Here is a 26,341-nt window from a genome sequence, read left to right on the forward strand (position 1 = left end):
TACTATTTGGTTTCTGGTTTAACCGACTTTAGCCATTGCCTTTGTTCCTGCAGTTCGTTAATTGAGGAACCGTCCAACCTAAGTTCGTCTATATTCCATTGACCGATCTCCCATCCTTGAGCTGCCAATTGTTCCGTTGTGCTAAATGGGACTGGCTCTGCATTTCGGATGGAACGAAAGTATCTCAAAGTGTTCTGCCCTCCTGGAGGAAGAGGAAATCGGAAAAGCATCATCGGACCGTATTTATCTTCAATAGGCACGGAGAGTATTTCAAACGAAAACGGAGAAGGACGCAAACTAAGACGTATAATGCTTGTTGGCGAACTAAACCCTTCGTTTTCGACTGAAATCTCTGGCGGGAGTAGCTTGCGGGACACAATATCCGAAATAACTTCTCGCCCAGTTTGAGGAGGACTCTTTGTTTCATGGTATCTAAAAAAAACAGCGAGTGACGCAGCTATTCCCAATGCCGCCGATTCACGAAGCCTTTTGGCCGTTTCATATTTGGTTCCAGAAAAAATATTAGTAATCGTTCCGTCTAACTTTGTTCGCTCGGTGATTGTTTGCTGGTCCGGCGCATCAATGAACTTTAGTTGAGCATGACTGTCGGGAATGGTAAGGCATCTTGCTGCTATGTAAATTCCGACTATTCCAACCGTAAGGAAAACCGCTGAGTATTCGCGAGCGATAGAGCTTAGTCGCACGCGAAACCTTTCAATTTCGTTCTTAATTCTTTTCATACAACCTCACGAGCCAATCTGCGGCCAGCGCGTTGCCCAGCGTGGATCTCGGGATGCAAGCCAGCCGTCAACTTCCGGATGAAATGAATTTGTCATTGCCAGCAAATAATCAAGCTGCAACGATAAAAGTTCCTGAGCGGAACTATCTTTGACGAAGTAACAAAAAAGGCGAGATAAGATTTGGGTATTTAGGTCCTCAACTGAATTGCGAATGAAAGCACCGGTGATATCAATTGATTCCCGAAGACTGGGATGATCCTCCATACCGGCGATGCCGCGAACCGCGTCGAGCAACTTAATAGAGAGAGCCAGCTGCGCGGATGAAGCTCGTTGATTTCTTGCGGATAGTATTTCAAGCTCTTTTATAAGACCAGGTGTCTCAAACCTTGTGAAAATATGTCGTGAAATAAACGGAGAGCTCAAGCGATGCCGAAGATCATTTGAAGTTGTAATAACTATTGGACGGAATTTCCAATCACTGATCCCGACAAAGCCTTCTTCAAAACGCGGAATATAAATCACCCCGCGTTCCAGCGGCATGAGCAGCGCGTCCTCAATACTTGGGCCGAACTTGTCACTTTCATCCAAAAGAAGAACAGGAGGAGCTTCAGATGTTGTGGCCGCCGAAGCAGCAAGATCATAGGCACTCCCGACTTCACCCAAAACGAGGAATTGCCGCTGCCATTTCATTCGCCGGGCTTTCTCAATATGCTTAACAGCATCTTCCGAACGTAGTGTTTTTGATATTGCAAGGTTTTCTTTCATCCAGACTTCCTGCTCTTCTTTGTCCCAGTCATAGAGGATTTCTTCCTGCTTGATACCGTCACGGCCGGCAACAACACACATTGAAAGATTGCAGCATTCGGCAAGAGCCTCGGGGAATGCCGTTTTTCCACTGCCGCGAGTCCCGGAGATAAGCCACGCCCTGCCTGACTTGAGGCTTTCGCAAAAATCTGAAAAAATGCGGTCGTCCGGAATATAACCGGTTTTTGAAATAAGCTCGTGAAGCACGGATTCTCGTCCATTCAATACGATCTCTCGCGGATTGATTTGAGGGCGACTCGGATCATGTGGGATCATTTGATTTCGCCCTCCTGATTCCTGGTATTGGTAGCATCCGCATTTGCAGATGAGTTTGATAATTCTGTGATAAGTACGTATCCCGTAGTTCCGGCTGGAACCTCGATAAAAGTGGTCTGGTTGTTGCTTTTTAAGACGGGGCCGGAGATCTCATCGGATAACTCACTTGCACCTCTCTTGATCTGGTCAGAGAGAATGACCGTACTGCCACCACGAATTGATCCGACAGAACCAATGACAGATGATGCTGTGTCTTTGAGACCGCGAAAAAATTGGGTCCATTTTCCGGTTAGATTTCTCTTACGCCCTTCGATCCCGGATGCACCGTCGATGCCCAACAGGTCGCCATTGCATTTGATAAGTCCACCGGTGACCGGATCGATCAATCCGATAATCGTCACAAAAGCTCTGTTTGATTCGCCGCTGCGCACATTCCCGACCAAAACCGTGCCGGCCGGATACTTGTAACCTTCGCCTTCTACCGGACGGGTTAGCTCCATCCTTACCATACCGGTCGAGTTCCGTAGAGTGTAGATCGACCCGATCAGACGCACCGGGAGCATACTGCCAAAACGTATAGTATTCGGTGAGCCAGGTCGTCGAATCGACGGATTGAGCGATTGTTCCTTTGGTTCATTGATTGATGATGAGCGTTTAGCGATGCCGAAAAAAAGCGATCTGCCGAGCGGCTCAATATCTCGCATTGTAGCCTGACGAGACAGAGGTGCGTCGTTAGATTGTGTCTGTGTGTCTTTACCATCAGTTCTTTTTTCATCGGGAACATCGGTTGTTGGGCTGGCAAGACTGCGATCCGGTAACTGTACGGAAGGGTAAGTGGATTTATTGTCAATGCCGCTAACGATCGAAGTTTCGTCATTCGTCTTGCCGTCAGATGATGGTGAAGACTCCGAAGCCAGCAGGTTGCTCGCAGCGTAATTTGTTTGCTTGTCATTCGCCGCAACAAGTCTGAGTGCAGTCCGAATTTTTTCATCTTCTGAAACAGGCTCGCTTTTTGTGTTACCGGTATTTTTTCGGGTTACATTCTCCGTCTTCTTTACGGCAAACCAGCCAATGCCAAAAAACCAGGTTATTCCCAGAACGAGTGTTACTAGAAAAAGAATAAAGCCCGCAACGGTTCGAAGGATCTTCCATCTTTGGTTTTGAGACGGATTGACCTCACTCGAGTCAAATTCGTCGTTTTCTTCCTCATCTTCAATACTCGCCTTTTCATCTTCAAGGGTTTGCAGCAAGGACTCTCGCTTGTCATCATCCTCAATGTCAGGCATAGCCCCTGGTATTTCATTTATAACTGAAGTGTTTTCCATGTGTTCACTCCTTAGTTTTGGAATTCACAAGAGCTATGCCAACAGGGGCATCCGCGGCCTCTCGGTGGGTTACAAGCACTTTGACAGTCTGATTTACCCCTAAAATCGGCGACTGATAAACTAGCGCGTAATATACCGTTGCTCCGACTGTTAACAGCCCGTCCGCATTTGTCGTCTCGATATATGCGATGTTCAAGCGGGACGATTGTAAGGTGTTTCCCGAAGTATCAACCGTCTGGACTTGAAGTTCGGGCGACGATGCGAGCAGTCTCAGATCCAAAGTGCTTACGTTTCTTACCGCAATGATTGCGAGTCTAGTTTTGTCATCGACATCGGTGAGCTTTGCCGCCGAGATCTGTAAACCTGATTGCGGCTTGCTCCATAACTTAAAGTTTTTCTTGGCGTCCTTAATACATTCAGCCAGTCTTTTGTTGGCAAGATACGAAATATCCTTTTTGTTTTTGCCTGCTTGCTTGACGGATTGGTCACGTCTCATGTCCACATAGTTGGCCTTGAACTGGGTTGGATCAGAGGAAGAGGATGCTGGTGGAGTCGACGTTTCTACATCTGTTGACCCCACGAGTTTTGAAGCCGCTTTCGAGTTAGCTGATCGCACAATCGCTGATTCATCGCCGAGGTTGTATGCGAGACCGACGGCCCTGCGAGCGGCGATAACGGTTTCGCGGTCATAGTAGATCACGCATCTGTGGGCGTTCTTTCTCAAATCGGAGACTGGAACGAGTTCCAAGATCAATACAAGGCCTGACCTCATCTGAAGGCTGATAGATGATGAAGTGCTTCCATCTCGAGACGGCAAAAATGATTCGCCCGGATAAATGGTTATCGATCGGTCGCTTTCCTTAGTCGGAGACATAAATACAGAGGCCAACTTTGGATTGCCTTCGTGGATGTAATAGATCCCGTCGTTTGCCGGAAACTCGACAATAGATACAGCATTTTGCGCCAGCCCCAACCGGATAACGGTTGGCTGCTTGGGATTGACCGATATGCTGACCTCGCCGGATAGAAAATCGTTTGCTGTCGTATTCACAACCGAAACCGGCACAGAGGAATCGCCTTTTGGCTCAGATTCTTTGTCTGATCGAGCGGTCTTTGATGTCACGGGCTTCGTTCGCTTAGCTGAAGATGGAAATTTGTCATTCCTTTTTTGTGAGAACACGTTCTCAACAAACAACGGAAAGAGAGCCAAAGTAAGAGCAGCTACAATAGCAATGCGAAATTCGTTCTTATTGAAAAAGTGATTTGGATTTACTCGATTCATAATTCACCTTAAATGCTGAAAAATTGGATTATTGATTGTCTGTTGCCCCAGATTTTTTATTGGCCTCAGTTGTCTGATCGGGAATTTCTTCCTGCTCAGTTGGGTCGCCGGTAAGAGTTATCGGGGAAACGTTTTTACCACTCACAGGCTCTACGCGGAATCTCAGGATCGTAAAACCCGTTCTCAGGTTGTTGTCGTTTCTGGTGGGGGACGTCGGACTGTCCTTAAGCAGGAATTTGCATTTCAACTGTATGGACTCTTCAACGTCTCGTCCGGCAGCCTTTCTGCGTATCTTCCTCACGCCAATCGCGCGCAGTACATAAGGGTCATTCTCATCGATGTTGAGGTCCTGCAGATCCCAGACAGAATTAACGCTTTCTGTTTTCTCGGCAGCGAGTACGCCATTTTGTTTCAGGCGGGTTGCTACGGCTACCGATAGATCGGGGTCAAGCATCTTGAGAAGTTTGTTGACCTGAGCTTCGCGCGTAGCTTGTCCAACATCATAGAGAGCGGCGAGAAACTCCTTTACCAGATATTTCTTGTCCGTTTCGCCCGGGCTGTCGGGAGTGATGCTGACCGACTCCGTATTTCCATAGTCTCGATTATTAAGTTCGGTAACCCGTCCTGAAGTTTTGTCGATTATGATCCGATCCGCCTTTCTGAGAGAAAGAAACACATTTATACCAACACTGAGCAGAAGAACGACAAGCAGTATCCAAACGGCTTTGAAAAGCGAAGAGATAGTTAATACATCATCCGGATCACGGGACAGATACAACGGAGTAAAATTGTCGTCTTGTTTTAGGGAATCGATGTGATTTGAGTTCGTCATTTCGTGTTCCTGTTTCCTTGTCGTGGAATTGTCTGAAAATGAACTTCGCAATCTAAGTGCCAGAGCGGATTGAGTGCAATATTCAGGTGATTTTCCGTTAGCTAACCCCTGTGGCTAAAAAATGTTCCATTAGTGGTGCAGGAATTAGCCAAGTGGATAAAAAATGCACCACTATCTAAGTCTGCCGACGAAAGTGGTACGGGCTATCCGACCTGACATGATGCGGGTTTCCGGAGATACGATCACCGGGCCATTTTGGCCGCTTGGTAATGAATCAGTATCTGGATTGTTCAAAACTCGTCGGAGACCGGTGCGAGGTTCGTAGTACACGACAATTGGCAGATCCTTAGGCCGAGCATCTTCGTTTTTCTGCTTGGACTGGTTGTTGTTGATCTCGACAGCCGGTTGCCGACGAATCGTTGTAGTTGAGGCAAGTGTGTTTTGTGGTAGAACAAGCCTATTTTGCTTCGTCAGCCACGCATATATTTTCAGTCCGCTCGTCACATAATTGCGGGTTTCTTTGTAAGGAGGAACTCCGCCGTTTGTCCGAATACGAGAGGGGTTTATCAACTTTCCGTTTACCAAGAGCGACTTTCCGATCAAGTACGCCGTAACAGTCCCTTCGCCCGAATTGTAAGCCGCAAGGATCGAGTCCAAACGCCACTCGAAGAGCCGCCCCAAAACCTTCACATATTTTGCCGCAGCAAGGATCGAGGCTTTTGGTTCATAAGGATCCCACAGACCGAAACGTGAAGCTGTCGCAGGCATGAACTGCATCAGGCCTTTGGCATTTTTGGGGCTTGTTAGCCAAGGCCGAAATCGCGTTTCGTTGTAAGCGATTGCCCACAGTATCAACGGATCGATGCCCTCACTTTGTGCGGCCTCAATGATTGCCGGTTCAAAAATCCGCGAACGCGCCAGAACGTCCATTTGCGAGATTGCTTCCTTGGTGTGAACGATCCGCGTCTGGGCTTTGAGATTAAAAGGAAAAACAATGAGCACGCCGAACATGGCCGATGAAATTAGAAGTTGTTTGATCATGTCGGGAAGACTTCGCAATCAATATGCCACGTCAAAATCTGAAACGGCACGAGCCTTGCAGTGTGTCCTTATCGCTAACAGGCAAGTTCTCGAAACACTACCCGAAGAGGACTGGATAAGCACATAACTTCTTTCAGAGGACAATATGAAGAATTTAGTCAAAACATTCAGACAAGTTTTCACACAGTTCATGGTTGTGGCCGCAGTACTGACACTTTCCAATGTCGTATTTGCTCAGGGGCCTATCTTCACCGGTGATGCGAGCAACCTGTCCAACATCATCCGCGAATCGCTCAAACTGATGGCAATCGTGCTGTTCTGTTTGGGAGCCGTGGGGGTCGCATGGGCGATCTACAACAAGATGACCGGCAAGGAATGGGGTAACCAAGCATTCGGTTCATTATTGGCATTTGCGTTCGGGACGATCGTCGCCGTCTTCTGGCAGTTGGCGCAAGGTAGGGCAGTCGGCGTTGATACCAATTTCTGACATGGGGGACTTTATGCGGAGAAGGCAAACGCGGCCGAATGTCTTTCGGGAACTTAAACGCTTTGGTGTTTATTCATCCGATTGGAAATTCATCCTCAGCCCCACGGCGATGGCTTATTTAATACCTTTTATCCTCAACGTCTGGATTTGGTTTATTCCGCTCGGATTTCCATTGGGGTTGATAACATTTTTGATCTTGCTCACCGCTTTCAATTTTCTGCGACGGAGCAAACCTAAGTACTGGCTCTCGCATAAGACCGAAGCTCTCATTGAAAAATGGACACCGGTAAGGCCTCCACTTGGTGTCGAGCTAAAAGTGACGGATTGGGTTAATAAATAACGGGAGAAAAGATGGACACGGCAAATCTAACATTCGCGCAATTGATATTGTCACTTTTCGGAAGCCTTGCTTTTGCAGGGATCGGAGTGGCGGTTGGGCATCGGCTGTTTCCTCTTTCAAAATTGCATCGAAAGATCAAAAGCAAATATGACAACACTGCAAATGCAGATACATCGCGGAGAATCCCGAGTCAAGGAAAACTCCTACCGACAGAAATTATCGGCCTCGAAGGGAACGTGATCCGCTACCGTGACGGCAGCTATGGAAAAGCCTACAAATTTGAACCCGCCAATACTCTCTATGATGACGGCTATTTGACAGAGCAACGTATTGAAGAGCTAAAGACCATTCTCAAATTCGACAGACCCGAGAATACGATCATTCAGTTTCGCTTTGAGAATGCGGCAGACGATGGACGTGTTTTGAAAGAACACCTTCGCTCCAGGAACAAAGACGGCAGTGATCCGGTCGCATGCCTTCTGCAAGCAGGTAATCTGTCGCTCTACGAAGAATCGATCCGTTCAGGTCAAATAATGCAGCAGACCGCATCCGTATGGATACGAGTTCCTGTTCGAGCATCCATGGACAAAAGTATTTTGTCGGGTCTAGCTCCTTCGATAGCTCGGGAAATAAAAGCAAACGGAGCAATTAGATTCCTCTCACAGCCGGTCATAAGAGTAAAAAACAGAACTTGGGATTTATTTGTGACGCGGCAGGAGCGAGAGGAGTCAGAGTGTCGCGAAAAGGCAAAACGAGTGTTTCAGTCATTTGAATCGAATTTTCCAAGACAGCTGAACCTTTGTGAAATGGATTCGGTTGAGTTGTTCGCCAGTCTATTCAAAAGCCACAGGAGAGACTCGGCGGATGTTCCCGTGCTTCTTGAAAACAAGCGAATTGATATCCGTAGATATCTGGCTGCTACAAATATCGAGACCAATGATGAATCTCTGGTAAGACACAACGGAACGCCTGCAAGCCTTGTCAGTCTGAAGACCCTTCCTAATGGCTTCGTGACAGCTGACGTGATGCGATATTTGACAGGGACGCGCAGCCTTTGTTTTCCGCACGAGATCGTCGTGGACATCATGACCACCGAGAAGCGGTCGGCAAAGAAAGACCTTCAAAAGAGGATCGACCGGATAGAAAGGAGCCGCAATACCTGGCTCGGTTTCAGGAATCTAAAAAAGGACGCAGTAGTCATAAAGAACGATCTCGAAGATCTGCTTGAACAGGTTGAGGCAGACAATGAAGAGATATGCACGCTCAGAATGAACGTGATCGTTTTTGCTGATCGCTCGATCGGAACCAAGGATAAACGGCGTCAGATAGAAGTGTTGAACGACCGGTGCGATTCGGTTATCTCCGCAATCCGGCGAAAGATCGGAGCAGACGCTGTTCGGGAAGAACTTGTCAGGCAGCGGGCACTTTATCCGCGTATGCTAGCCGGTGAGCTTTCCTCAAGACAAACGGGCCAGGAACTTACGGAAACCGGGGATTCGATCATTACTTTTGTCCCGACCGAAACGAATTGGCGAGGTAATTTGAGCCCTCACAGCATTTTTATAACACCAAACGGACAAATGTTCGGACTTAATCTATATGACCGATCATTAATCAAATCCCCGACAGTTATTGTTACTGCCGCGTCCGGTGAAGGGAAGTCCTTTCTTGCGTCGATGCTCATCACGGATATAAGAGCACATCGCGGGAACGTGAAAGTGAGGGTCATGGACTACCGCTACTCTTTCAAACCCATCTGTAAACTTCTTGGAGGACGTCATATCGAATTCACCGAAACTGACCCAAAACCGATAAACATATGGAACTATCCCGGAATAGAAAAAGGAATGCCGCCGTCGAAAAGGCAGCTGGCAATGGTTCTGACAGACATTCAGATCCTCAGCAAGACGCCGAAGACAGACGCCATTACAAGCGCCATTGCCGCCACGGTAATAGATGAGGTCTATAAGATGGCTCTCGCACGAAACGGCGAAGGCCGGCCAAAGTTTCAGCCCACGCTCGGACACTTTCTCGACATCCTCAAAAGCTACCACTGGAGCATCGGGGAACAAAAGCAGGCCAGCGAACTATTCCTGAAGATGAATATTCATCGCAAAGATCCATGGCTGAATGCTCCGACACATCCCGATTACGACCAGCAATCGATGTTCGATGTTTTCGAGTTGTCCGGCATCAGCACTCTCGACGAGAAAATACGCGAGAGCGTCGGTTTCAGGATCAGCGCCCAGATCATGCAGGAGATAGGAGAAGAAGACGCCAACAGCCAAAAACAACCGATTCTTTTCATCTGTGACGAAATGCGCGAGATCAACAAACATTTTCCGGCGATTCAGGAATTGATAGCCGAGGCCACTGTCACCGGAAGAAAGGAAGGGCTAGTTACGGTGCTTTTCTCACAAGCCTACGAGCATTTCACCGGCACACCCGAACAGCCGAATATCACGGGCGTCGACCTCGTAAAAAACTCGGGAGTGAAAATCGTCGGTAAGCAGATTGGAGGCTTTGAACGACTCGCCGACGACTGTGAACTTGCTTCCGAGACGATTGCCGCGATCCGAGCTATAAGAAATCAGTATGGCAGATACACGCAATGGGTGTTCGTCATCGGAAGCGGCAGCGACAAGATCGTTCAGATGGCCGAGATACATCTGTCGCCGGTCATGATATGGGCGAATACAAACGATACCAACGAAGCAAACGCAAGAAGGCTTATCGAGAACCTGCGTCCCGATCTGCCTCTTGAACTCATTGTGACCTGGCTAGCGAATAAATATCCTCAAGGGCTTTCGGCAGTTGGTCTTACCGGTTTGTCCGAAACCGATCTTGAAGAAATAACAGGAGCTCAAAATTGATATGAACCAAGAACATCTAAGCGTGAAAAGGCAACTTCTGATTAGTCTTGTCCTGTCTTCGATCCTTATCGGATTGGACGTGAAACCTGTATCTGCCCAATGGACGGTGTTCGATCCGTCACAATATGCGCTTCAGGTGGCCAAGAAAATCGAAGAGGCCAGCAGGTGGATCGAGACGATCAATCACTATGTGCAGATGTATGAAAAGGCGGTCCAGCAATATGAAAAGATGGTCGAAAGCGTCACCAACCTTCGCGGCATACTCGACAAGGTAGATGAACAGATAATGCGGCACAAGCAACTGATCTCCACTTACTCGACATTGGGACATCTTATCCGCAATATCTTCGAACTGAAAAAGAGGATAGAAACTACCATTACCAGCCAGATACATTCCGTTGTCAATATAGCTCGAAGGCTCAAAAGCGGCATCTTCGATATGGAAGCCAACAAACGCGACCTCGACGATTTTTTTCGATTTTCGATCGGTCGAAGCGCCGATGCGGAAATGGCGAATCTCGAAAGACTGGCAAAACTTGATTCTGAGCTTGAGCGAATGCTGTTTGACCGCGAGAACATACTTCTCGACCTTGCAAAGCTCTACGAAGAACGCGAACGCATCGCTGACGCAACAAGAGCGATTCAAGCCAACCTTCCGGCAAATCAAGATGGCGTTCAGTCACTCATTGATCAAATGCTCGCCGTGAATCTGCGAATTACTACTGTGGAAGGCCAGCTTCGCGAACTCGAAGCAAAGATACAAGCGAAATTCGTTGCTTACGGAATAAAGATCGAAAGAATGACCGAATTCGGAAACGAGATCCGCAAGTCCACCGAGATGATGACCGGCATCACAAGGGCTTCCGATGACTTTATGCGCGAACTCGAAAGATATGAGATCTGGGATGAAGATACTTATCAAAGCCCGCTTCCGTAATTGACTCATAACCGCGAACAAAAAAAGAGGTTTCAAATGATTCGCCGAACATACACAGCAACAGTTCTCTTCGTCCTGATCATTCTTGCCAACTGCCTCCTCGCCACCACAGCGGCCGGGCAACGAACCCGGCCGCGCCCGCCTCGTGTCGAAGGACAAACTGTTATCGGTACTATGAACGGAGAACCAGTTACGGCGAACGATCTCATTCTAACCATTAACTCCGACTCGCCGTTCATGCCGCCGCTCGACGGCAGTCCGGTCCCTGTTTTGCAGCAATATGAAAACAACAATCCGGCCAATCCCACCGCTACACCAGTGCCCGGAACCGTACTGCCTCAGCAGCCGCCGGCGAGGAGTTACGCCGAGCAGATCCAAAATCTAATGAGAACGGGTCAGGAATGGCTTTTCAGATCAATTCTCGATGTCATCATAAAGCCGCTTATGCCGATCTTGCTGTTCCTTGCATGGATAGTCGGAAGCTTTGTTTTGATATTCGGCTTCATCAGGCGGTTTTACGACAACCGCGGACTTGGACCTGAACAGCTAGTTGCCTGGGGAATCCGTTCGGTTGTTTTTATGGTTGTGATCGGAGCAAGCCCTTTTATTATCGACGGACTCACTGTAACCGGAAAATTCTTTGCCAGACCGGTGCGAAACTACAACCGGCAGCTTGTCGCGGAGTTCGACGAAAAGATGAAGCAGTATGTAAAAGCAACCTTTGCGGTCGAAGACCCGAACGAATTACTGGCACCGAGACTGCCGAACGGACAACCCGGACTTGTCGGCATCATTACCGATAAGGAATCATCCGTTGCCGACATAACCGCAAACTTGAATGTCTTTGGCTGGGACATGCCGAGAATGTTCACCATAATGGTTATTGGCCAGAACATAATAAAATTCGGTGCGATTTTTCTTTCACTTGCCGCCTTGTTCATTCTTATCGGCCTCAAACTCGCGGCACCTGTGCTGTCGGCGTTCGGTTTCGATGAGAAGTTCGCCAATCAGATCTTTTATCCATTTTGTTGGGGGGTAGCAACGTTCGCGCTTGCCTTTCCGATAGTGAAAGAGGTCACGTTGTATGCGTGTTACTCCATCGGACTACTTGCCGTGTCGATTTATAACGGCGAAAGCGTTTATATGCTAGATCCCCAAACCGCGAAGATAATTACGAACGGAAATTACGATCCGGCATCAAGCGCCTTGATCGTCACGATACTTTTCTTTGTCTCAAGCCTTTGTTTCATTCTTGTTCCGTGGCTCAGTTATCGCGTCCTTCGCGGACAGGTGTATGAAGGAGTATCCCAGATCTCAATGGGATGGATGCTTTCAACGCTCGGAACCGCGCTTGAGACCTACGGGCTTGTTGCCGGTGCCGCAATCAATCGTCAGGCGGAAAACACCCAAATTCAGGGAATTTACAATGCCGAACAGGCCGCCGCCAGAAAAGCTCTCGATGCCGCGAACCAATCGACCGATGCACGGGTTGTCTCATCCGTCGCTGGAGTCGAGGGCGGCCTTGTTACAAACTTAGGTCAGATCAGGGCTAACCAGGTGACCCAAACACTGATGGCCGAGGCGAACAAAACATTTGGAATCGCGAGCAGTTCGGCTGCAACGCGTCGCGAGATCACAGGAATGCGGGTCGAGGCACAAGGAACTCAGGACAGCCGCATCTTCGACGCCGCTAAGGAAACGAGCCTTCGGAGTCAGGGGATGCTCCAAAACTTCGGAATGATGAAATACGAGTTCATTCCCGGCGGATCTTCGGTTGCCGGAACGACTGTTCCCATTCGCAAAGGTGTAGAGTTGTACGACTGGTCAAAAGACCAGCATGTTATGCAGGAAGCAAACAAGCGGATGAACTCTACAACGCTTGATAATGCTGCTTCCCAAAACACAAACACGCAGATCGTTGCCGATCAGAAGATAGAGGCTTCAAACACCTATCAGAGTGACATAAACAAAGCCTATGAGGCGCAAGCATCGCAGAACATTGCAGCGATAGATCGTGGGAGCGGAATCGCCGCATCGAGCAGCCGACAGGGAGCAGGCATTCAGCTTTCTGGTATTCGCCGTTCGGCCGATATGGAGCGCGGTGCAAACCATTTGAATTTTGAAGGACGAATGGAGTCAGCTTCTATCAACCAATCTGCAGCTACGGAAGCAGCGAGATTGAGAATGGTCTCATCTGTCGTAACAGGCTTCTTCCGAGACATGGATCGCCGTCTTGAAGAAATGAAACCGAAATATTGAAAATGGAGGTCATATGTTGAAACATGTCATCTAAATTCCCACGGCGGGATCGGGTTAGGTAATGACCAAATACCAACCTTGCCTGCCTTAGCTGCCAACTCCGCTTCGCTGTAGAGTTTAAGATCATGAGGACTTTGTTCCTTTTCATACCTCTTGTAGTGCCATGCAAATCCGGCACTGATTTGAGCTAAATTTATGTCCTCAGCCATTAGGAGTATTTTGGCTACTTGGCGTCCATAACGATCTTGCTTATTCCCGTCGACCAAAACCGTTTTTCCAAAGATCAATGACGATAAGTGAGCTTTGGATTGGCTTCCAAAATCCTGGCGTGATTCAGGTGCGTCTATTCCAGCCAACCTAATGCGGTGTGATTGATTCTCAGAATCGAGCACGTCAATTGTATCTCCGTCAATAATACCAACTACCTTGCCTTCATAATGGAATTTCCCGGGTTGAGTCGGTTTTGGGAGAATATCACCTTCATTGTTTTCGTTTAGATTAGGTTTAACTACTGGCGTCGCTGATGTGGCTAGTTGCGGCGTGGAAGAGGTATCCGAAATGCGGCGTGTACTCGATTCGTGAGGCTCCTTCCATCGGCCTGAGCGAGAACAACCGCTAGTGGCTAGACCGAGGACAACGAAGAGCAGGAAAACACATTTGATCTCATTTCTCATTTCGTATCAATGTCTCCAATCTTAGGGAGAATTTGGATTAGGAAACGCTGATTTTTGTACTCTTGGTCACCGGAATATCGCCCAACACCACTTACGCCGCTTCCGGCAATCTGGAGTTCACATACGTTCGGATCAAAAACAATATTATTGGTTTGCCACAATCTAGCGAGAGCTAAAGAGCGTTGGTAGCTCAACTCATCATTTAGAGGGTAACCATCTTTAGAAGCCATACCCTCAATAACAATCATGTACTTAATATCATCATTACGATATTGCTCTTTCAGCCTCGAAATTAGTTCTTCTATACTGCGTCCAACCTTGAGGAGAAAATCCTTGTATTCATCAACAATTTCGCTTTTGCCTATTTGAAATTGGATCTCACGATTTAGCGTGAATCTCTTAAACTCGGGTTGAAATGTAAAATACTCCTTCGGCAGTGCTTGAACTCCAGATTGTATTTCCTTGATTCTGTTTAACTGAGCTTCAGTAGCCTGTTGCTCAATTCGTAATCTTACGAAGGTCAGGACACAGAGTACAAGCATTACAAAAAACAGACTTATCATCAGATCTGTAAAACTAGGCCAGAAAAAACTTGATGAAAATGTGCTTCTGCGAGATGACATTATCTTCTAAACATTGAACGAATGAAACCGAACATCGTGCCGTTATCTTGCTTTTCGAGGAGTGATAATATTTTCTTAGACTGCACAGCATTTTCGCGGAGTTGAACCAGTAAATCCATCATTCTTTCATTGTGTTTTGAAAAACTAGCATTAAGTGGGGCCAAAGTGTCTTCGATTTTCTCACGTGACATAATTGGAGTGTCTCCATTCGTAGTTTCTGAAGCAGCTGCAATCATCTGAGTTTCACCACCAAGATGAGAAGCAGGGAAAGTGTTCTCGATGGTCTGGTTTGTGCCTTGCCTTTCGATGGGACTTGTTAGCGAAGTAATACCATCTCGTATATCCGATAACATTTGAACAATTTCACCCATGGACTGAAGTTCGGCCAAACTGGTTCGACCTTCACTAAGAGTCTTTTTTAATAGATCCACCTCTTGGATGGTAAAGTCTCGAACTAACTCTGTAGAACTGCCTAAATGAGTTTTCAGATCGTTCATCAGGTCAGAAATGTCATGGCCAGCTCGGGCAATGGATTGCTCAGTACTAGTCTTGTAGGATTCCAGATTCTGAAAGTGGCGTCCCAGAAATGCCAATAAGGCAGCACTTTCAGTAAGTCGAAGTTGAACAGTGTCTGCGATCGTCTCAAATTTGTTTGTTCGCCCAAGAAGTTCATTGGAAACTGTAACCAATTTTGCTGATGTGTCCAAAAAAGCCCCTAAGTTAGAAAAATATATGTTGAATTTTTCAAACTCTGCGGCACTACTTTTTATTTCTTTAAAGACCTTAACGTTGTATTTTGCGAGTGCCGCGACGTCAAGATTCTGCAAATCCTCAAGAATGCTTTCCTGAATCTTCAGGGCATCATAATTCTGAGTAAAAATACCGGAAAGCTTACCTAAGTTAGCACTAAACTCGCCATTGAATTTGGTTAAATTTCTATGTAACGCCTCGATGCTCGAGCTGAGCGTTTGGTTAACAACAGGTAAGAGTTCTGTTTGGATGAGTGAGAAAAGAACATTTTTCTTCTTTTCAATTCTTTGCTTGGCCCGAGGCAAGAAAAAGCTGGAATTGACAGTCGTTAGAACTAGGCCAGTAAGGCTCGCAATCATCGCGATCAGCACGCCCCAAAGTAAACTTGAAATTCCGCTGCCAAGGGCTTCGTTAGCGATCTCACCTGTCAGGGCATCCGACTGGATGGACATGTCCATAAGGCCAACAATGATTCCAACCATCGTTCCCATTAACCCGAGATATAAAGGTGTGGAAACTCTATAATAAACTCCTTCCTCTAGTGAATAGACCTCTCTATCCACTATGTCCCGAATTAGATTGAAATCTGATACACCGGAGCGATTTTTTCTTAAATATTCATTTATTGAATTTACTATTTGTTGAAATATTGAACTGCATTCTTCTGTAAATGTAATTACGCCGTTTTGAATCGACTGCGGATCAATTGATAACTGATCGGATTCCGGGATACTTTCTTGAAAAACACGTATCTCTTTCCGGGTCTTAAAAAAACTCCGGAATTGAAGAATCAGAATAATTCCAACAACGATGAATTCAATATACCTAAACATAACGGATCTTTGCTTTCTTGGTTACTTTCCATTTATTCTCAATTAACTCCGCTTCTCCTTGCTCAACTGTAGTAATTGATCTTGAATTGCTATTTGCATTTTCAGAATCACAAACCGGATCGATCATTTTGTAAGGGTATCGTAGAGCTGAAGCAATAGCCCCATCCTTATCTACTATCTGAAATGACCCTAGATTTGAGGTCCGTTTGGTAAGTTGGTAGACGGTTTGTTGATCTTTGTATGTTGTTTGAGCGGTTGTCGCGTCAAACGTCCCCTCGTCACTTGGTGTCGTAAGGAAGATTACCTCTTTATCCTTACTAGCGTCGGCTTTAGTTGCCGAATAAGCGGAATTCCAGCCTCTTTGTGCACTCATGTCTTCCACTCTGATTGACGAATAACTTTGGTTGTTCCGCAATAAAATTACTTCATTGTGAAGTGATTCAGTCTTGCTTTCTAATACCTCTATTTGTTCGTGCAATCGGTCGATGCTTTTTTCCAGATATGCCTTCAAAGCAGTCGCTGACGACACATTCGAACTAGAAGCTACGTTTTGGTTTGAAAGAAACTTATTAATTTTATCCCAGGCTTCCTTTGCTCGAAGACCTGCATTGTCTGCTCCAATCCTGGCTTTATTTGCCGTTTCTTCCAGTCTTTTCCACACTGCAAAAAGGTACGCTCCGAGGAACCCCAAGAGGACCATACAGACCACCAATGCGATGTAATATAAGATGCTGTATATTATTTCACTCATCAATCAGTTCAAAGCAATTTAAGCCGTCAACTTGTTCAAAAGATAATTGATCGATCCAATGATCGGGTAGAAAAAAAGTGTTTCACCAAAGGCTTGGTCATCACCAGCTCCTTCGGAATCGTGGCTAAATTTTAGTCCATCCTCAAGAAAATCGCGGAGGTGCTTATTGATCTCTTTTGAAAAGGTTCTTAAAGAGTTGGGAGACACTCCAAAATTATTCGCAAAATTCACTTCTTTATTCAGATCGATAAACAGGGAGTTGAATTTTACGATATAATCAACAATCTTTTGCTTCCTAGCATCGGTCAAATCAGCTTCCGTAAGACCTACCACTCCTTCGTCTTCAAGACAGGTTAGAATTCTCTTTATTTCATGAGGGTTGATGCGAAGGTCTTCTGGATTGGACATCAAACCGCCTTTGCAAGTGACTTCCTTTGGGAAATTTTTCTCCATTTCCACAGTCATACCATCACTATCAAATGTTCTTTCAAATACCTTTTCAAAGATATTTCTAGAGAGGGTTGCGAGAGCATCATGGTCTGGTGCAATGATGCTTAATACCTTTGAACCCGTACCACTGAATACCAAATGTTTTGGCAGATCTATTCCCTCATGTTTCATCAAATTAGCAATATGAAAAATTATCGCCGAATAAAAATACACAAAAAGTATCTTGATATCTGTGTCATTTGCTAACAATGAGTTGTAAGAAAACAAAGACGGATCGTTTATCCGGGCATGATTCTCAAGAGAAAAGAAAAATGCGTTAATATCCTCTGAGCGGTTATTTTCTTTGATTGAGGTCAATGCAGCTACCGCATCAGGAATGTTGTTGTTCTCCAGCAATTGTTTAAATTGAGGATAGTATTTAGAAATCAAGCCGTTCGAACTGGCTGCCCCGTTTTTGCTAAATCCATCGCCAAAGAGAGCATTTGCAGCAAACTTAAATGAAGTGAGCAGCAAAGGTCCATCCTTAAAAACGACCACATCAGTGGTGCCGCCACCAATATCAATCGAAACTACCGGCTTATGAATGCCACCTTGTATCCGAGTGCTCCCCTTGAAGTAATAGAATGGAGCGATAGACTCAGGAATCCCGATCGGTGCCACTGATTGTCCAAAATATTGCTCGCACAATTCTTTCCACGCCCCCTCAAGTTGTCCTTTACGCCAAGGTGTCATGCTGGATGGATAGAACCATATGATCTTAGTGGTTTCAAGATTTCCCTCATTCAGGAGCACTTTATTTCTCAAGAGCATCACCAAATTCTCAAGAAATCTCTTCACTCTGATTTCGTTATCATGACCACGATCCCCCCATTTTAGGTTTGAGTGAATTTTTGCAAATAGACGTTTCCGCTCATAGACAAATGGAATATTGAAGTCGGCAAGAGCCCAGGTTTGAGTCTTAATATCCAATGTGGGACTCTCAGAAATGACAGTGCGTTGGGGGAATCTGAATTGTGACTCATTGCCAATGACATGCGGGACAAACTCATCTTCGATCAATTCCCGAATGGCAATTGCGCTCGATCCGGCAAAGTCATCAGTTGTCTTGTCAGGGTGGAAAAGAGTGGCGATCTGAAGGTCGGTTAAACCAATGTCAAATGGTTTAGGTTGTCCGGAGTCCTCCTTGTACTCGACATGTGTATTAGTCGTTCCGAAATCAATTGCAAAACTAAATTGTTTGCTACCGCGGGTAGAGAGAGGCCATTTAGGGATGATCACACCCGACATCGCAGAACCAGAGGTAGAAACTTGTATGAAGTCAAAAGGCTTATCCAAGGCATAATATTTGGAATTCGCCCCTTCTTGTGCCTTGTTACTTCTGGATTTTACCGCCTGTGGTTTAACCGAATCTGTTAAACCATTCGAATAAAACTTGATGTCATATGAGGTGTCTTTCAAGTTGTCAGAAACATTTCGGTCGATTAGTTGGATTCTATAAAATGAAGCATCATTATTTTGAGGCTTTACAAACGGAAATATCGTTATACCAAATTGATGCTCAACAATTACCCCTTTGTTGTTGACCTCATCCGTAGGTGGTGTCTGATCTTCAGGAGCCGGGTAATATATCCTTTCAAACGTTATAAGTTCATCGCTCTTTTGAATCGGAATTCTCAAGACTACTTTTGCAGATTCCCCTAAGCCATTTGAAATAGTAATTTGCGGTTTGTCGGGCAACCTGGTTAATAAGTCCGCAGTCGTAAAGTAGTCGAAGAACTGTCGCTTTAGCGGCAGCAAATATCCTTTTTTGACTTCCTCACCCGTCGCTGTTACATTCCCGTCAAAAAATTTTTCACTGTGCAGAGGATATACAAGCCTTATTAAGTAAGGCTCCAGGAAATCACTTACGGTCAGATATGGGTACTTTGTCCTAATGCCAGGAAGCCTTCGAGATTCTAAACCATCCTTATCAACATATGGAACAGTTGTTGCTTGATCCCAACGATCGCTGGCGTATTTGAGAGGCCGAGTCAGATCATTCTGGAGGACAAGTGGAGCAGGGCCATTTAATGGTATAGTCGCCGCTATACAAAAATCACTTGCTCCCAAAGCGGTTTCAATATCTGATCGCTTTCGGGTTCTCAGTGTTACTCCCGAAACTGTAACTGGGTGCCCAGGGCCGGTAAGTGTCAACTCGGAGTAGCTGCTTGAATAGTTCTCTTCAGTCAGTTCCATCAATTGGGAATAGAGGTCACGGTCGTACTGCTCCAAGTATTTGAGATTACTCTGGAGATATTCATAAACAACCTTCATTCGTGTCCGGAGTTCAGGGTTCGCAATAAAAATCGAGTGAAAATATCGCTGAAATTCCTTATCCCGTTCGTACAGCGGCGTATAAGAATCATCGAATGTGACATCGTTTGTAGTTAACCTTATCTTTGCGCTTGAGAGGTCATTTCCAGACGTGACAAACAAAGTAGCTGGCGAAGTGCAACCAATCACCTTATGCTCATACTTGAAAATATAAAGAGTATCTAAATTCCCAAAGTTATAAGCATCTGCGTCCTGGTCAAGATACAGTTCAAGGGTCTCCGCAAGGCGCCGGTGTTCAGGTGTGGAATCCTTTAAAAGTCCAAGCTCCCGACTACGTTGCCAAGGCAGAATCTCCAAACCTCCAGGGATAGAGTCGCGATTAAAGAGCAATTCAGCTAAATCGAGGCAGTCCGAAACAAGTTTCTCATCGGTTCGGCTGGCGATTACATCTCCATTTCCAGCCACTTCCTTTTTAAGGTTTTTACTTTTAGCGATATTTGAGAAGGCCGTCTTAACAAGATCAAACCTAGCAAATGGGGATGGTATGGCCGTCGGTAAATAAACCTCTATGCCTCCTTCCGGGTCCTTTAGGGACTCGATTTCCTTATCTCCGTACTCATCTGAACGGAACCAATCTTTCCCAGCTTTTCTTGTATATCCAAAAGTTTTTCCCATAAGTGTTAGTTTTAACTCATTTCGAACCGAAACGTTCTTTCATGATCAAATTAGTCGCTTCAAAGAAGATTTTTATTAACTTTTGTTGTGAAGAAGCGAACGATTTTCCGTTTGAAACCTTGTTCAAATAGCTATTAAATTTAGGATAATCAAGTTTTCCATTAAGGATGCCGGAACTAGCAGTTTTATCCCTGATCAATTTAACCAAGTCAGCATCCAAGTCGAATGGTGAAAATCCTCTTCTGTTGGAGGACATCTCCTTTAACCATTGCTCATATGATTGAAAAAACTCTTGTATGCTAGTTCTAAAAAAACTATTTTGCGTAAATTGATTGTCAATACTTGGAGATTGTAGGCTCCACGGCTCTCTGCCGATCGATGAGCTAAACTGCCCTTGGATGAATTTATAGAATAATGTGAATTGTGCGAGTTCTTTTCCTATGGAATCCTCAGTTGGATCTTCCAGGTGTGACAGAGTGATGTTATCTATGTCGTTTTTTATGCCGAATTCCTTATAAATTGGATTAACTGCGCGTCCATCTCTAGACTCCAATTCAGAATCGCCCATCTCAAGAAAGTCAAAAATTGCAAGAGCCGATGCAATTTCGACAAAATGGGCATCGTTCTGTTGACCGTTATTTCCCGGATCATTCCTGTATGGACGTCCGGTGAAGTCATCCCCGATATAATAAAGTGCGTTTACTGACTTGTTGCCAGTTATGTTTTCCTTATAATAGTGAAGAGCGGAACGAGCTTTTGCTATAAAGTGTGATTTCTGAATCGGGCTTTTATCATCAGTTTCGATGTTAAAATACGGCAATACAGTTATGGCACCAATTTTGGAGTCTTTAAGGAATTTTTTACTTGAAATCCCTTGGAGCTTGTCGGCATTTCTAATGTTTTTAAGAATTGTCGGAAAACCCGCAGCACCAGTTCCTCCAAAAATAGAGCTGATAATAAAAATGCGGTCATCGGAGCCAAAGTTTGATGCAAATTCTTTGAATTCATCAGAATCTTTTATTTGATTCAGAACAACACTTCCAATATTTGGATTACCAACAAACCCAATATCCATTTCGACGTCCAAGAGATCGATGGAATCCCCCCGTTTATCGACAGATTTACCAGAAAACAAAATATCAACCAATGCTTTACTTGATTCCGACAAAGTTGAGAAAGATATATATTCTTGAAACTTTGTATTTACAACATTCTGCAAATTGAACGTAAAAGCACTAGAAAGTCGACTATCAGTAGTAGAAAGTTTGTCTAAAGTAGTAAGCCTAGTTGCAAAGAAGCCATTTTCAGTGCCAACAGATTCAACTATCTTTTGGTAATTCTCTAGCAGGCGAATAGTTCGATTAAGATCATCATTACTTTTATGCGGATCAATCACAATTGGAACTATTTCATACTCTCGTTGAGAGCGAGCCTTTACACCTGCTCCGAGAAGCATGACAAGAGATTTCAAAACTCTTGAGCCAGTTCCACCAATTGCAAAAATGAACAAACGTGCCATAATTATTTCGGTTTCCAGAGAGTGGTCTCTGTCATATTGTAACCAGCCAATCTTCGTGGATATGGCAACGCAGTGAGAACGCCAAATGCGAGAAGACTCCAAAATGCCACTGACAACCCAAAGAAGACACAATCCGCCGTTGAAAAGTGAAGCTTGTTGCAATAGTTACCTGTATCTAGGTCTTTAAACGCCCACCCGAAAGCAACAAGAAAATTAATTAAAATGAGTACTGTTGCGGCTACCCACCAATGACCACGTTTATTGAAGCGAGGATTGTTAATCACATGGTAAATGAGTACATAAAATCCAAATACGGTTCCAAGCACAATCCAACCGATGTAGGTATAAAGTGGACTGCCTACATAATCACTGCAGGTTATATCCAAGCCTCGGAGGTGGTCGCCCAGATCAACGGAGTACACCGAAAATAACCCAAACCATTCGAAAATGCTCGCAAATATATCGTTCATTCTAATTTTTGGTGAATCTCATTTTCTAATTGAAACTGAGAATGAGCCTAGAGGTGCAACCCTATTTTGAGAATAAAAAGCCTCTGCAATCCCATCGACCTCATTCTTCAGACCAAACGTTTTTTTACTCTCGTCATTTTCACACGCAATCGACAAGTCATCGGATGAATTTGATGTAGTAACCCATGTTGGAATTCCATTCATCACATCAACTGTCAATGTTTCCTCATTTACGTTATCGGCAACAAATTTCAACATATGGGTATAGCCACTTAACGAATTGTCGTTGCTTGACACCACATCAACCGACAGTTTATAGCTATTGTTACTGACACGATAGATATATGGATCAAGAAAGTAATTCATATCTTGCAGACTCCGGGAAAAGTCCACTGCGACGTTGAACCCAAATGTGCCGTCTTTTGAAACCTTGGCTTTTGTTATCGGACCTTTAGCTCCATCAGGTAAATCTCCGAACTGTGGCCTGAACTGGATCTTGTAATCCAACGTCTCTGGGGACTTATCTGAGTAAAAAACAATTCTATTTAGGTATCCTCCTTTGATGTCTGTCAAAATATTCTTATGGAGCAATGTTCGCACCTGATCTGTGCTTCCAATAACCCACAAGTAATATGGTCTCTGACAATTGAGTTTGTGGATCTGACCGGTTCGATCGTAATAGTTCCCATTAAAATTGGATGAGAGTTGAATTATGGCAACCGCCAGATCAAGTTCCTTGAGCTTCTCGGCGAAGTTGATTTTTAGACCAACAGTCTGGTTATTTAAATAATCTTGAGCGTTGGCATTCTTCCCGGGTGAAAAAACAAAGTCAGATATTAATATTGCAGCATTCTTTTCATCCACCTTGTCTAACACTAGCTTAACTACATCTTTGATATCCGTGACCCCTCTATCTCCGCCAAGTTTTCGAAATGTTTCTGGTTCAATCTTTGTGATCAAATTATCAATTTCTTGAGACGAAATATTATCCTTCGAAAATGTCACCTTACTATTTACGAAACTCAGGCTGGTCACCTCAGACACTCCGCTAATTTTCAAATTAGCAAGCATATTATAAATAACCGTTTCCAGTTCAGTGACACCAGCAAAATATGCGTCCATGCTTGCCGAATTCTCAATGTAAACATTTACGTTGAACTTCGCGGTCACATCAGAATTAGTCGGTTGCCAAATATCCTGCGGATTTATCGGAATCTTCTTAGTTTCAAAAAGGGTTTTGAGGTACTGAACAAATTTGGGATGATCCACTTGTTTCCCATTTTCAGTTAAAAACCTCTCTAAGCTCCCATCAGTTGACTTCAAAATAATTTCAGTGAGAGAATCATACTCGGATTGATCAAGTTTTTTTTCACTTGTAGCAAACATAACAGCTTGATTTTGCAGCCGTAGTGCATCTGTTGCTGCACATGAACTTATAATTGTTACAGTCAAAACCAATGATGTCAGGAATACCCTCATAAACAACCATTTTTTAGCGCAACATTCACTAGGTGGCAGAATTGCGTTATTTTTTTAGAGAAAATTGGCCCGAATTGCTAGGTAACTAACCTTACAGTTAGCTACATAATAACGCTAAATGGTGTCATAATTATAGCTTATATGTCAAGACGGTGCTTGAAATATAGTGAAGTATTGCTCTTAAAAGCAACCAATACATCAGATCATTCAAACATAGATTGTTAGGAACTGGTCTGGATTGGTCGTAAATGACTTGGAGAGAAAATTCCTGTTCGTGTGCCAATTTTGTTCTCGTCTATTTTGGGCCGATCCAAATCTAACTGTCCCTCGGCCGTATTTGAGATTTATCGCGTCGATGGCTGACATCAAGGTTTTGTCTTCAAGGTAGATTGCTTCATCGAATAGCCGTTTTGTTTCTCCCTCGATAGGTTGAAGTCCAAGAAGCAGAACGCCTGATTTTCGGTAGCCGTATCCAGGTTTGTAGATCGCCTTCAGGATTCGCAAGGCTTGAGGGATCATTTCAAGGGTGGAATCAGTCGGCTGGATCTTCAAGGTTCCTGAGTTTGCATAAACCCCTTTCTCTTTGAACCTGGCTGTTTCAATGAACACGCTTATAGCGCTGGCATTAAGTTTCTGTCTTCGCATCTTTTCCGCAGCAGTCGAAAGATAGTGGATAACAGAATCCGCCATTTCACGAAAGGTCTTTACTTCACCCGCAAATGATCGCGAGCTGCAGATATTCTTTTTGCGTGGCTGAATGAGTTCCAGATTCAAACAGGGATTTCCTCTGAGCTCTTCGACAAGTCGCGCACCTACGACCGTGAGCAATTTTCTTGCATCACGCAATTCCATATCGCGTAATTGCTTGGCTGAGACTATCCCGATTCTTTGGAGTTTTGCCGCTGTTCTTTTATTAATTCCCCATATATCAATGATATCAGTCTGATCCAAGACCTGCTCTAACAAACATTTATCAGTCAGATTAAATACGCCCGTTGGAGACTTTTTGGCAATACTGCCCGCAATCTTAGCGAGAGTTTTTGTTGGGCCAATGCCTACGCTTGACGGGATTCCTGTCCAGCACTTTACGCTCTCCCTGATCTCGATCCCGGAAGCCATGAATGACTTTGAAAATTGGTTCGCTTCGATCTCAGCAAACGCCTCATCGATGCTGTAGTTCTCAACCTGATCGGAAAAATGTGAGATCGCTTCATGAACGCGTGAGCTTATATCTCCGTACAACGTATAGTTGCTTGAGTAAACCGCAATCTTGTTACGCTCGACCTGTTCTCTAATTTGGAATAGCGGAACTCCCATCGGTATGCCCATGTCTTTCACTTCTTGAGAGCGAGACACAACACATCCGTCGTTATTGGACAAGACGATAACCGGCCTGCCGTTCAATTTTGGTTCAAAAAGACGTTCGCAGGATACATAGAAATTATTGCAATCAATTAGGGCAACGGCTTTCACTTTTGCAGACTGTGTATTGAAAAGATCACCTTCCCGAAAATCTCGAAGTCGCCTTCGTATTCGGATGGAAGGTGGATCGATTCGTATTTTGGATTTTCAGGTCTTAGTTCAATCGAGCCGTCAGGCCAACGAAAAAGTCGCTTCACACAGAAATTATTGTTTACGGACGCAAGCACTACGCATCCGTTGTTTTGTTCAGCTTTCCTGTCAACCACCATCAGATCTCCGTCTTGAATCGAAGGTGTCATTGAGTCACCATCCGCGTAAGCAAAAAACGTAAAAGAGGGGTTTTTGATTAAAAGATCGTTGATGTCGATGCGCTTTTCAACGTAATCTGCTGCTGGCGACGGAAAGCCTGCTGGAACGCGGAATTCGACCAGCGGTAATGCGATCGGACTAGAATTCATGGAAGGAACGTAGAATTGCATAATGTTTCACGTGTATCACAGATGAAACAGATTTGGCAAATTTGGCTGGTTTATGAAACACGCTGAGAGGTTCTATGCGGAACTCTTTTGAGGAGATTCAAACATGCCATGCATCAGGTCGGATGGAAATGGCTGGAGGAGTTCAATCAGGTTTTCGGCTTGTTCAGGCGGAGTGTTCAAATAGGTATCGAAATACGCCGGAGTCAAAATAACCGGCATTCTTCCATGAATTTCTCCAACTAACTCATTAGGTTCGCACGTGAGCAGCGAACAGCAGTTGAGTTTTTCACCGTCGATCTCAGACTTCTGCCAAATTGCGGCAAACGCAAAAGGCGAACCATCTTTCAGGGTAAATTCAACCTGATATTTTTTGCCATCTACTCTCGTGGGTTCAAAAAAGCATGTGGCAGGCATCAGACATCGACGTTTTCTAAACGAGTCGGTCCATGTCGGCTTGTTAAGAGCCTCTTCGGATTTTGTGTTGGTCAAAATCTGACTCTTGTTTTTTGCCCAATAAGGGTGTATTCCCCACTGAAAATTCCGGAACATTTCCTCACCCCTAACACGCAAATAAACAGGCACAGTACTCTTAGGAAAAAATGAGTCGTACCGATCATCTGAATCCTCGAACCACTCATCCGGAGCATTCGCGAAGATCGTCCGCAATTTCTCAATGTCTTTTGCTGTTCGATACCGGTTGCACATAC

General features: G+C 44.9%; 21 protein-coding genes. 4 read left to right on the forward strand and 17 right to left on the reverse strand.

Going from position 1 to position 26,341, the window contains the following annotated elements:
• Positions 1–2 precede the first annotated feature (2 nt).
• The 6 genes from HS105_05405 to HS105_05430 form a co-directional block, all read right to left on the reverse strand.
• Positions 3–740 (reverse strand): hypothetical protein, encoded by a 738-nt coding sequence (locus tag HS105_05405; protein MBE7516029.1) that lies wholly within the window; start codon positions 738–740, stop codon positions 3–5.
• Positions 741–746: 6 nt separating this feature from the next.
• On the reverse strand, positions 747–1,820 hold the full coding sequence (locus HS105_05410) for an AAA family ATPase (protein ID MBE7516030.1): 1,074 nt from the start codon (positions 1,818–1,820) through the stop codon (positions 747–749).
• Complete coding sequence (locus tag HS105_05415; protein ID MBE7516031.1) at positions 1,817–3,145, reverse strand: hypothetical protein; 1,329 nt, start codon at positions 3,143–3,145, stop codon at positions 1,817–1,819. Before HS105_05415 ends, HS105_05410 begins: the two co-directional genes overlap by 4 nt.
• Positions 3,146–3,149: 4 nt before the next feature.
• On the reverse strand, positions 3,150–4,427 hold the full coding sequence (locus HS105_05420; protein MBE7516032.1) for a hypothetical protein: 1,278 nt from the start codon (positions 4,425–4,427) through the stop codon (positions 3,150–3,152).
• A gap of 28 nt (positions 4,428–4,455) precedes the next feature.
• On the reverse strand, positions 4,456–5,259 hold the full coding sequence (locus HS105_05425; GenBank protein MBE7516033.1) for a hypothetical protein: 804 nt from the start codon (positions 5,257–5,259) through the stop codon (positions 4,456–4,458).
• Positions 5,260–5,430: 171 nt separating this feature from the next.
• The gene (locus tag HS105_05430) at positions 5,431–6,300 is read right to left on the reverse strand and encodes a lytic transglycosylase domain-containing protein (GenBank protein ID MBE7516034.1); all 870 of its coding nucleotides are present in this window, start codon (positions 6,298–6,300) and stop codon (positions 5,431–5,433) included.
• A 145-nt stretch (positions 6,301–6,445) separates the two neighbouring features.
• On the opposite strand from HS105_05430, the gene HS105_05435 reads away from it, so the two are divergent.
• From HS105_05435 to HS105_05450, 4 genes are all read left to right on the forward strand, one after another.
• Entirely contained in the window at positions 6,446–6,787 is a 342-nt protein-coding gene (locus tag HS105_05435; protein ID MBE7516035.1) for a hypothetical protein, read from the forward strand.
• A gap of 351 nt (positions 6,788–7,138) precedes the next feature.
• Positions 7,139–10,000: a hypothetical protein gene (locus tag HS105_05440; protein MBE7516036.1), complete on the forward strand. Its 2,862-nt coding sequence runs from the start codon at positions 7,139–7,141 to the stop codon at positions 9,998–10,000.
• A 1-nt stretch (position 10,001) separates the two neighbouring features.
• Positions 10,002–10,937 carry a hypothetical protein gene (locus tag HS105_05445; protein MBE7516037.1) on the forward strand — a complete coding sequence of 312 codons (936 nt, stop codon included), beginning with the start codon at positions 10,002–10,004 and terminating at the stop codon, positions 10,935–10,937.
• Between the two features lie 174 nt (positions 10,938–11,111).
• A complete protein-coding gene (locus tag HS105_05450; protein MBE7516038.1) occupies positions 11,112–13,196 on the forward strand; it encodes a hypothetical protein in 2,085 nt (694 codons plus the stop codon).
• A gap of 26 nt (positions 13,197–13,222) precedes the next feature.
• Here HS105_05450 and HS105_05455 read toward each other — a convergent pair whose 3' ends face one another.
• The 11 genes from HS105_05455 to HS105_05505 form a co-directional block, all read right to left on the reverse strand.
• Positions 13,223–13,870: a thermonuclease family protein gene (locus HS105_05455; GenBank protein ID MBE7516039.1), complete on the reverse strand. Its 648-nt coding sequence runs from the start codon at positions 13,868–13,870 to the stop codon at positions 13,223–13,225.
• Positions 13,867–14,493, reverse strand: a complete 627-nt coding sequence (locus HS105_05460) for a hypothetical protein (GenBank protein ID MBE7516040.1) — start codon at positions 14,491–14,493, stop codon at positions 13,867–13,869. Before HS105_05460 ends, HS105_05455 begins: the two co-directional genes overlap by 4 nt.
• A complete protein-coding gene (locus tag HS105_05465) occupies positions 14,493–16,076 on the reverse strand; it encodes a hypothetical protein (protein MBE7516041.1) in 1,584 nt (527 codons plus the stop codon). The genes HS105_05460 and HS105_05465 overlap by 1 nt, the downstream gene beginning before the upstream one ends.
• On the reverse strand, positions 16,069–16,737 hold the full coding sequence (locus HS105_05470) for a hypothetical protein (protein ID MBE7516042.1): 669 nt from the start codon (positions 16,735–16,737) through the stop codon (positions 16,069–16,071). Before HS105_05470 ends, HS105_05465 begins: the two co-directional genes overlap by 8 nt.
• A 108-nt stretch (positions 16,738–16,845) precedes the next feature.
• A complete protein-coding gene (locus HS105_05475; protein MBE7516043.1) occupies positions 16,846–20,265 on the reverse strand; it encodes a hypothetical protein in 3,420 nt (1,139 codons plus the stop codon).
• 16 nt (positions 20,266–20,281) lie between these two features.
• On the reverse strand, positions 20,282–21,784 hold the full coding sequence (locus tag HS105_05480; GenBank protein MBE7516044.1) for a hypothetical protein: 1,503 nt from the start codon (positions 21,782–21,784) through the stop codon (positions 20,282–20,284).
• 2 nt (positions 21,785–21,786) lie between these two features.
• Positions 21,787–22,254: a hypothetical protein gene (locus HS105_05485; protein MBE7516045.1), complete on the reverse strand. Its 468-nt coding sequence runs from the start codon at positions 22,252–22,254 to the stop codon at positions 21,787–21,789.
• 18 nt (positions 22,255–22,272) lie between these two features.
• Positions 22,273–23,733, reverse strand: coding sequence for a hypothetical protein (locus HS105_05490; GenBank protein ID MBE7516046.1), 1,461 nt, complete (start codon positions 23,731–23,733; stop codon positions 22,273–22,275).
• Between the two features lie 207 nt (positions 23,734–23,940).
• Positions 23,941–25,206 carry a Y-family DNA polymerase gene (locus HS105_05495; GenBank protein MBE7516047.1) on the reverse strand — a complete coding sequence of 422 codons (1,266 nt, stop codon included), beginning with the start codon at positions 25,204–25,206 and terminating at the stop codon, positions 23,941–23,943.
• Positions 25,203–25,634, reverse strand: a complete 432-nt coding sequence (umuD, locus tag HS105_05500) for a translesion error-prone DNA polymerase V autoproteolytic subunit (GenBank protein MBE7516048.1) — start codon at positions 25,632–25,634, stop codon at positions 25,203–25,205. Before umuD ends, HS105_05495 begins: the two co-directional genes overlap by 4 nt.
• A gap of 72 nt (positions 25,635–25,706) precedes the next feature.
• A complete protein-coding gene (locus HS105_05505; protein MBE7516049.1) occupies positions 25,707–26,339 on the reverse strand; it encodes an SOS response-associated peptidase in 633 nt (210 codons plus the stop codon).
• Positions 26,340–26,341 lie beyond the last annotated feature (2 nt).

Source organism: Chloracidobacterium sp. (assembly GCA_015075585.1).
In the GTDB taxonomy this organism is placed as follows: Bacteria; Acidobacteriota; Blastocatellia; order Pyrinomonadales; family Pyrinomonadaceae; genus OLB17.

Bases quoted from the DNA above. Each gene is read 5' to 3' on its own strand.
- HS105_05405 (MBE7516029.1), bottom strand. From the start codon at position 740: ATGAAAAGAATTAAGAACGAAATTGAAAGGTTTCGCGTGCGACTAAGC.
- HS105_05410 (MBE7516030.1), bottom strand. From the start codon at position 1,820: ATGATCCCACATGATCCGAGTCGCCCTCAAATCAATCCGCGAGAGATC.
- HS105_05415 (MBE7516031.1), bottom strand. From the start codon at position 3,145: ATGGAAAACACTTCAGTTATAAATGAAATACCAGGGGCTATGCCTGAC.
- HS105_05420 (MBE7516032.1), bottom strand. From the start codon at position 4,427: ATGAATCGAGTAAATCCAAATCACTTTTTCAATAAGAACGAATTTCGC.
- HS105_05425 (MBE7516033.1), bottom strand. From the start codon at position 5,259: ATGACGAACTCAAATCACATCGATTCCCTAAAACAAGACGACAATTTT.
- HS105_05430 (MBE7516034.1), bottom strand. From the start codon at position 6,300: ATGATCAAACAACTTCTAATTTCATCGGCCATGTTCGGCGTGCTCATT.
- HS105_05435 (MBE7516035.1), top strand. From the start codon at position 6,446: ATGAAGAATTTAGTCAAAACATTCAGACAAGTTTTCACACAGTTCATG.
- HS105_05440 (MBE7516036.1), top strand. From the start codon at position 7,139: ATGGACACGGCAAATCTAACATTCGCGCAATTGATATTGTCACTTTTC.
- HS105_05445 (MBE7516037.1), top strand. From the start codon at position 10,002: ATGAACCAAGAACATCTAAGCGTGAAAAGGCAACTTCTGATTAGTCTT.
- HS105_05450 (MBE7516038.1), top strand. From the start codon at position 11,112: ATGAACGGAGAACCAGTTACGGCGAACGATCTCATTCTAACCATTAAC.
- HS105_05455 (MBE7516039.1), bottom strand. From the start codon at position 13,870: ATGAGAAATGAGATCAAATGTGTTTTCCTGCTCTTCGTTGTCCTCGGT.
- HS105_05460 (MBE7516040.1), bottom strand. From the start codon at position 14,493: ATGTCATCTCGCAGAAGCACATTTTCATCAAGTTTTTTCTGGCCTAGT.
- HS105_05465 (MBE7516041.1), bottom strand. From the start codon at position 16,076: ATGTTTAGGTATATTGAATTCATCGTTGTTGGAATTATTCTGATTCTT.
- HS105_05475 (MBE7516043.1), bottom strand. From the start codon at position 20,265: ATGGGAAAAACTTTTGGATATACAAGAAAAGCTGGGAAAGATTGGTTC.
- HS105_05480 (MBE7516044.1), bottom strand. From the start codon at position 21,784: ATGGCACGTTTGTTCATTTTTGCAATTGGTGGAACTGGCTCAAGAGTT.
- HS105_05485 (MBE7516045.1), bottom strand. From the start codon at position 22,254: ATGAACGATATATTTGCGAGCATTTTCGAATGGTTTGGGTTATTTTCG.
- HS105_05490 (MBE7516046.1), bottom strand. From the start codon at position 23,733: ATGAGGGTATTCCTGACATCATTGGTTTTGACTGTAACAATTATAAGT.
- umuD (MBE7516048.1), bottom strand. From the start codon at position 25,634: ATGCAATTCTACGTTCCTTCCATGAATTCTAGTCCGATCGCATTACCG.
- HS105_05505 (MBE7516049.1), bottom strand. From the start codon at position 26,339: ATGTGCAACCGGTATCGAACAGCAAAAGACATTGAGAAATTGCGGACG.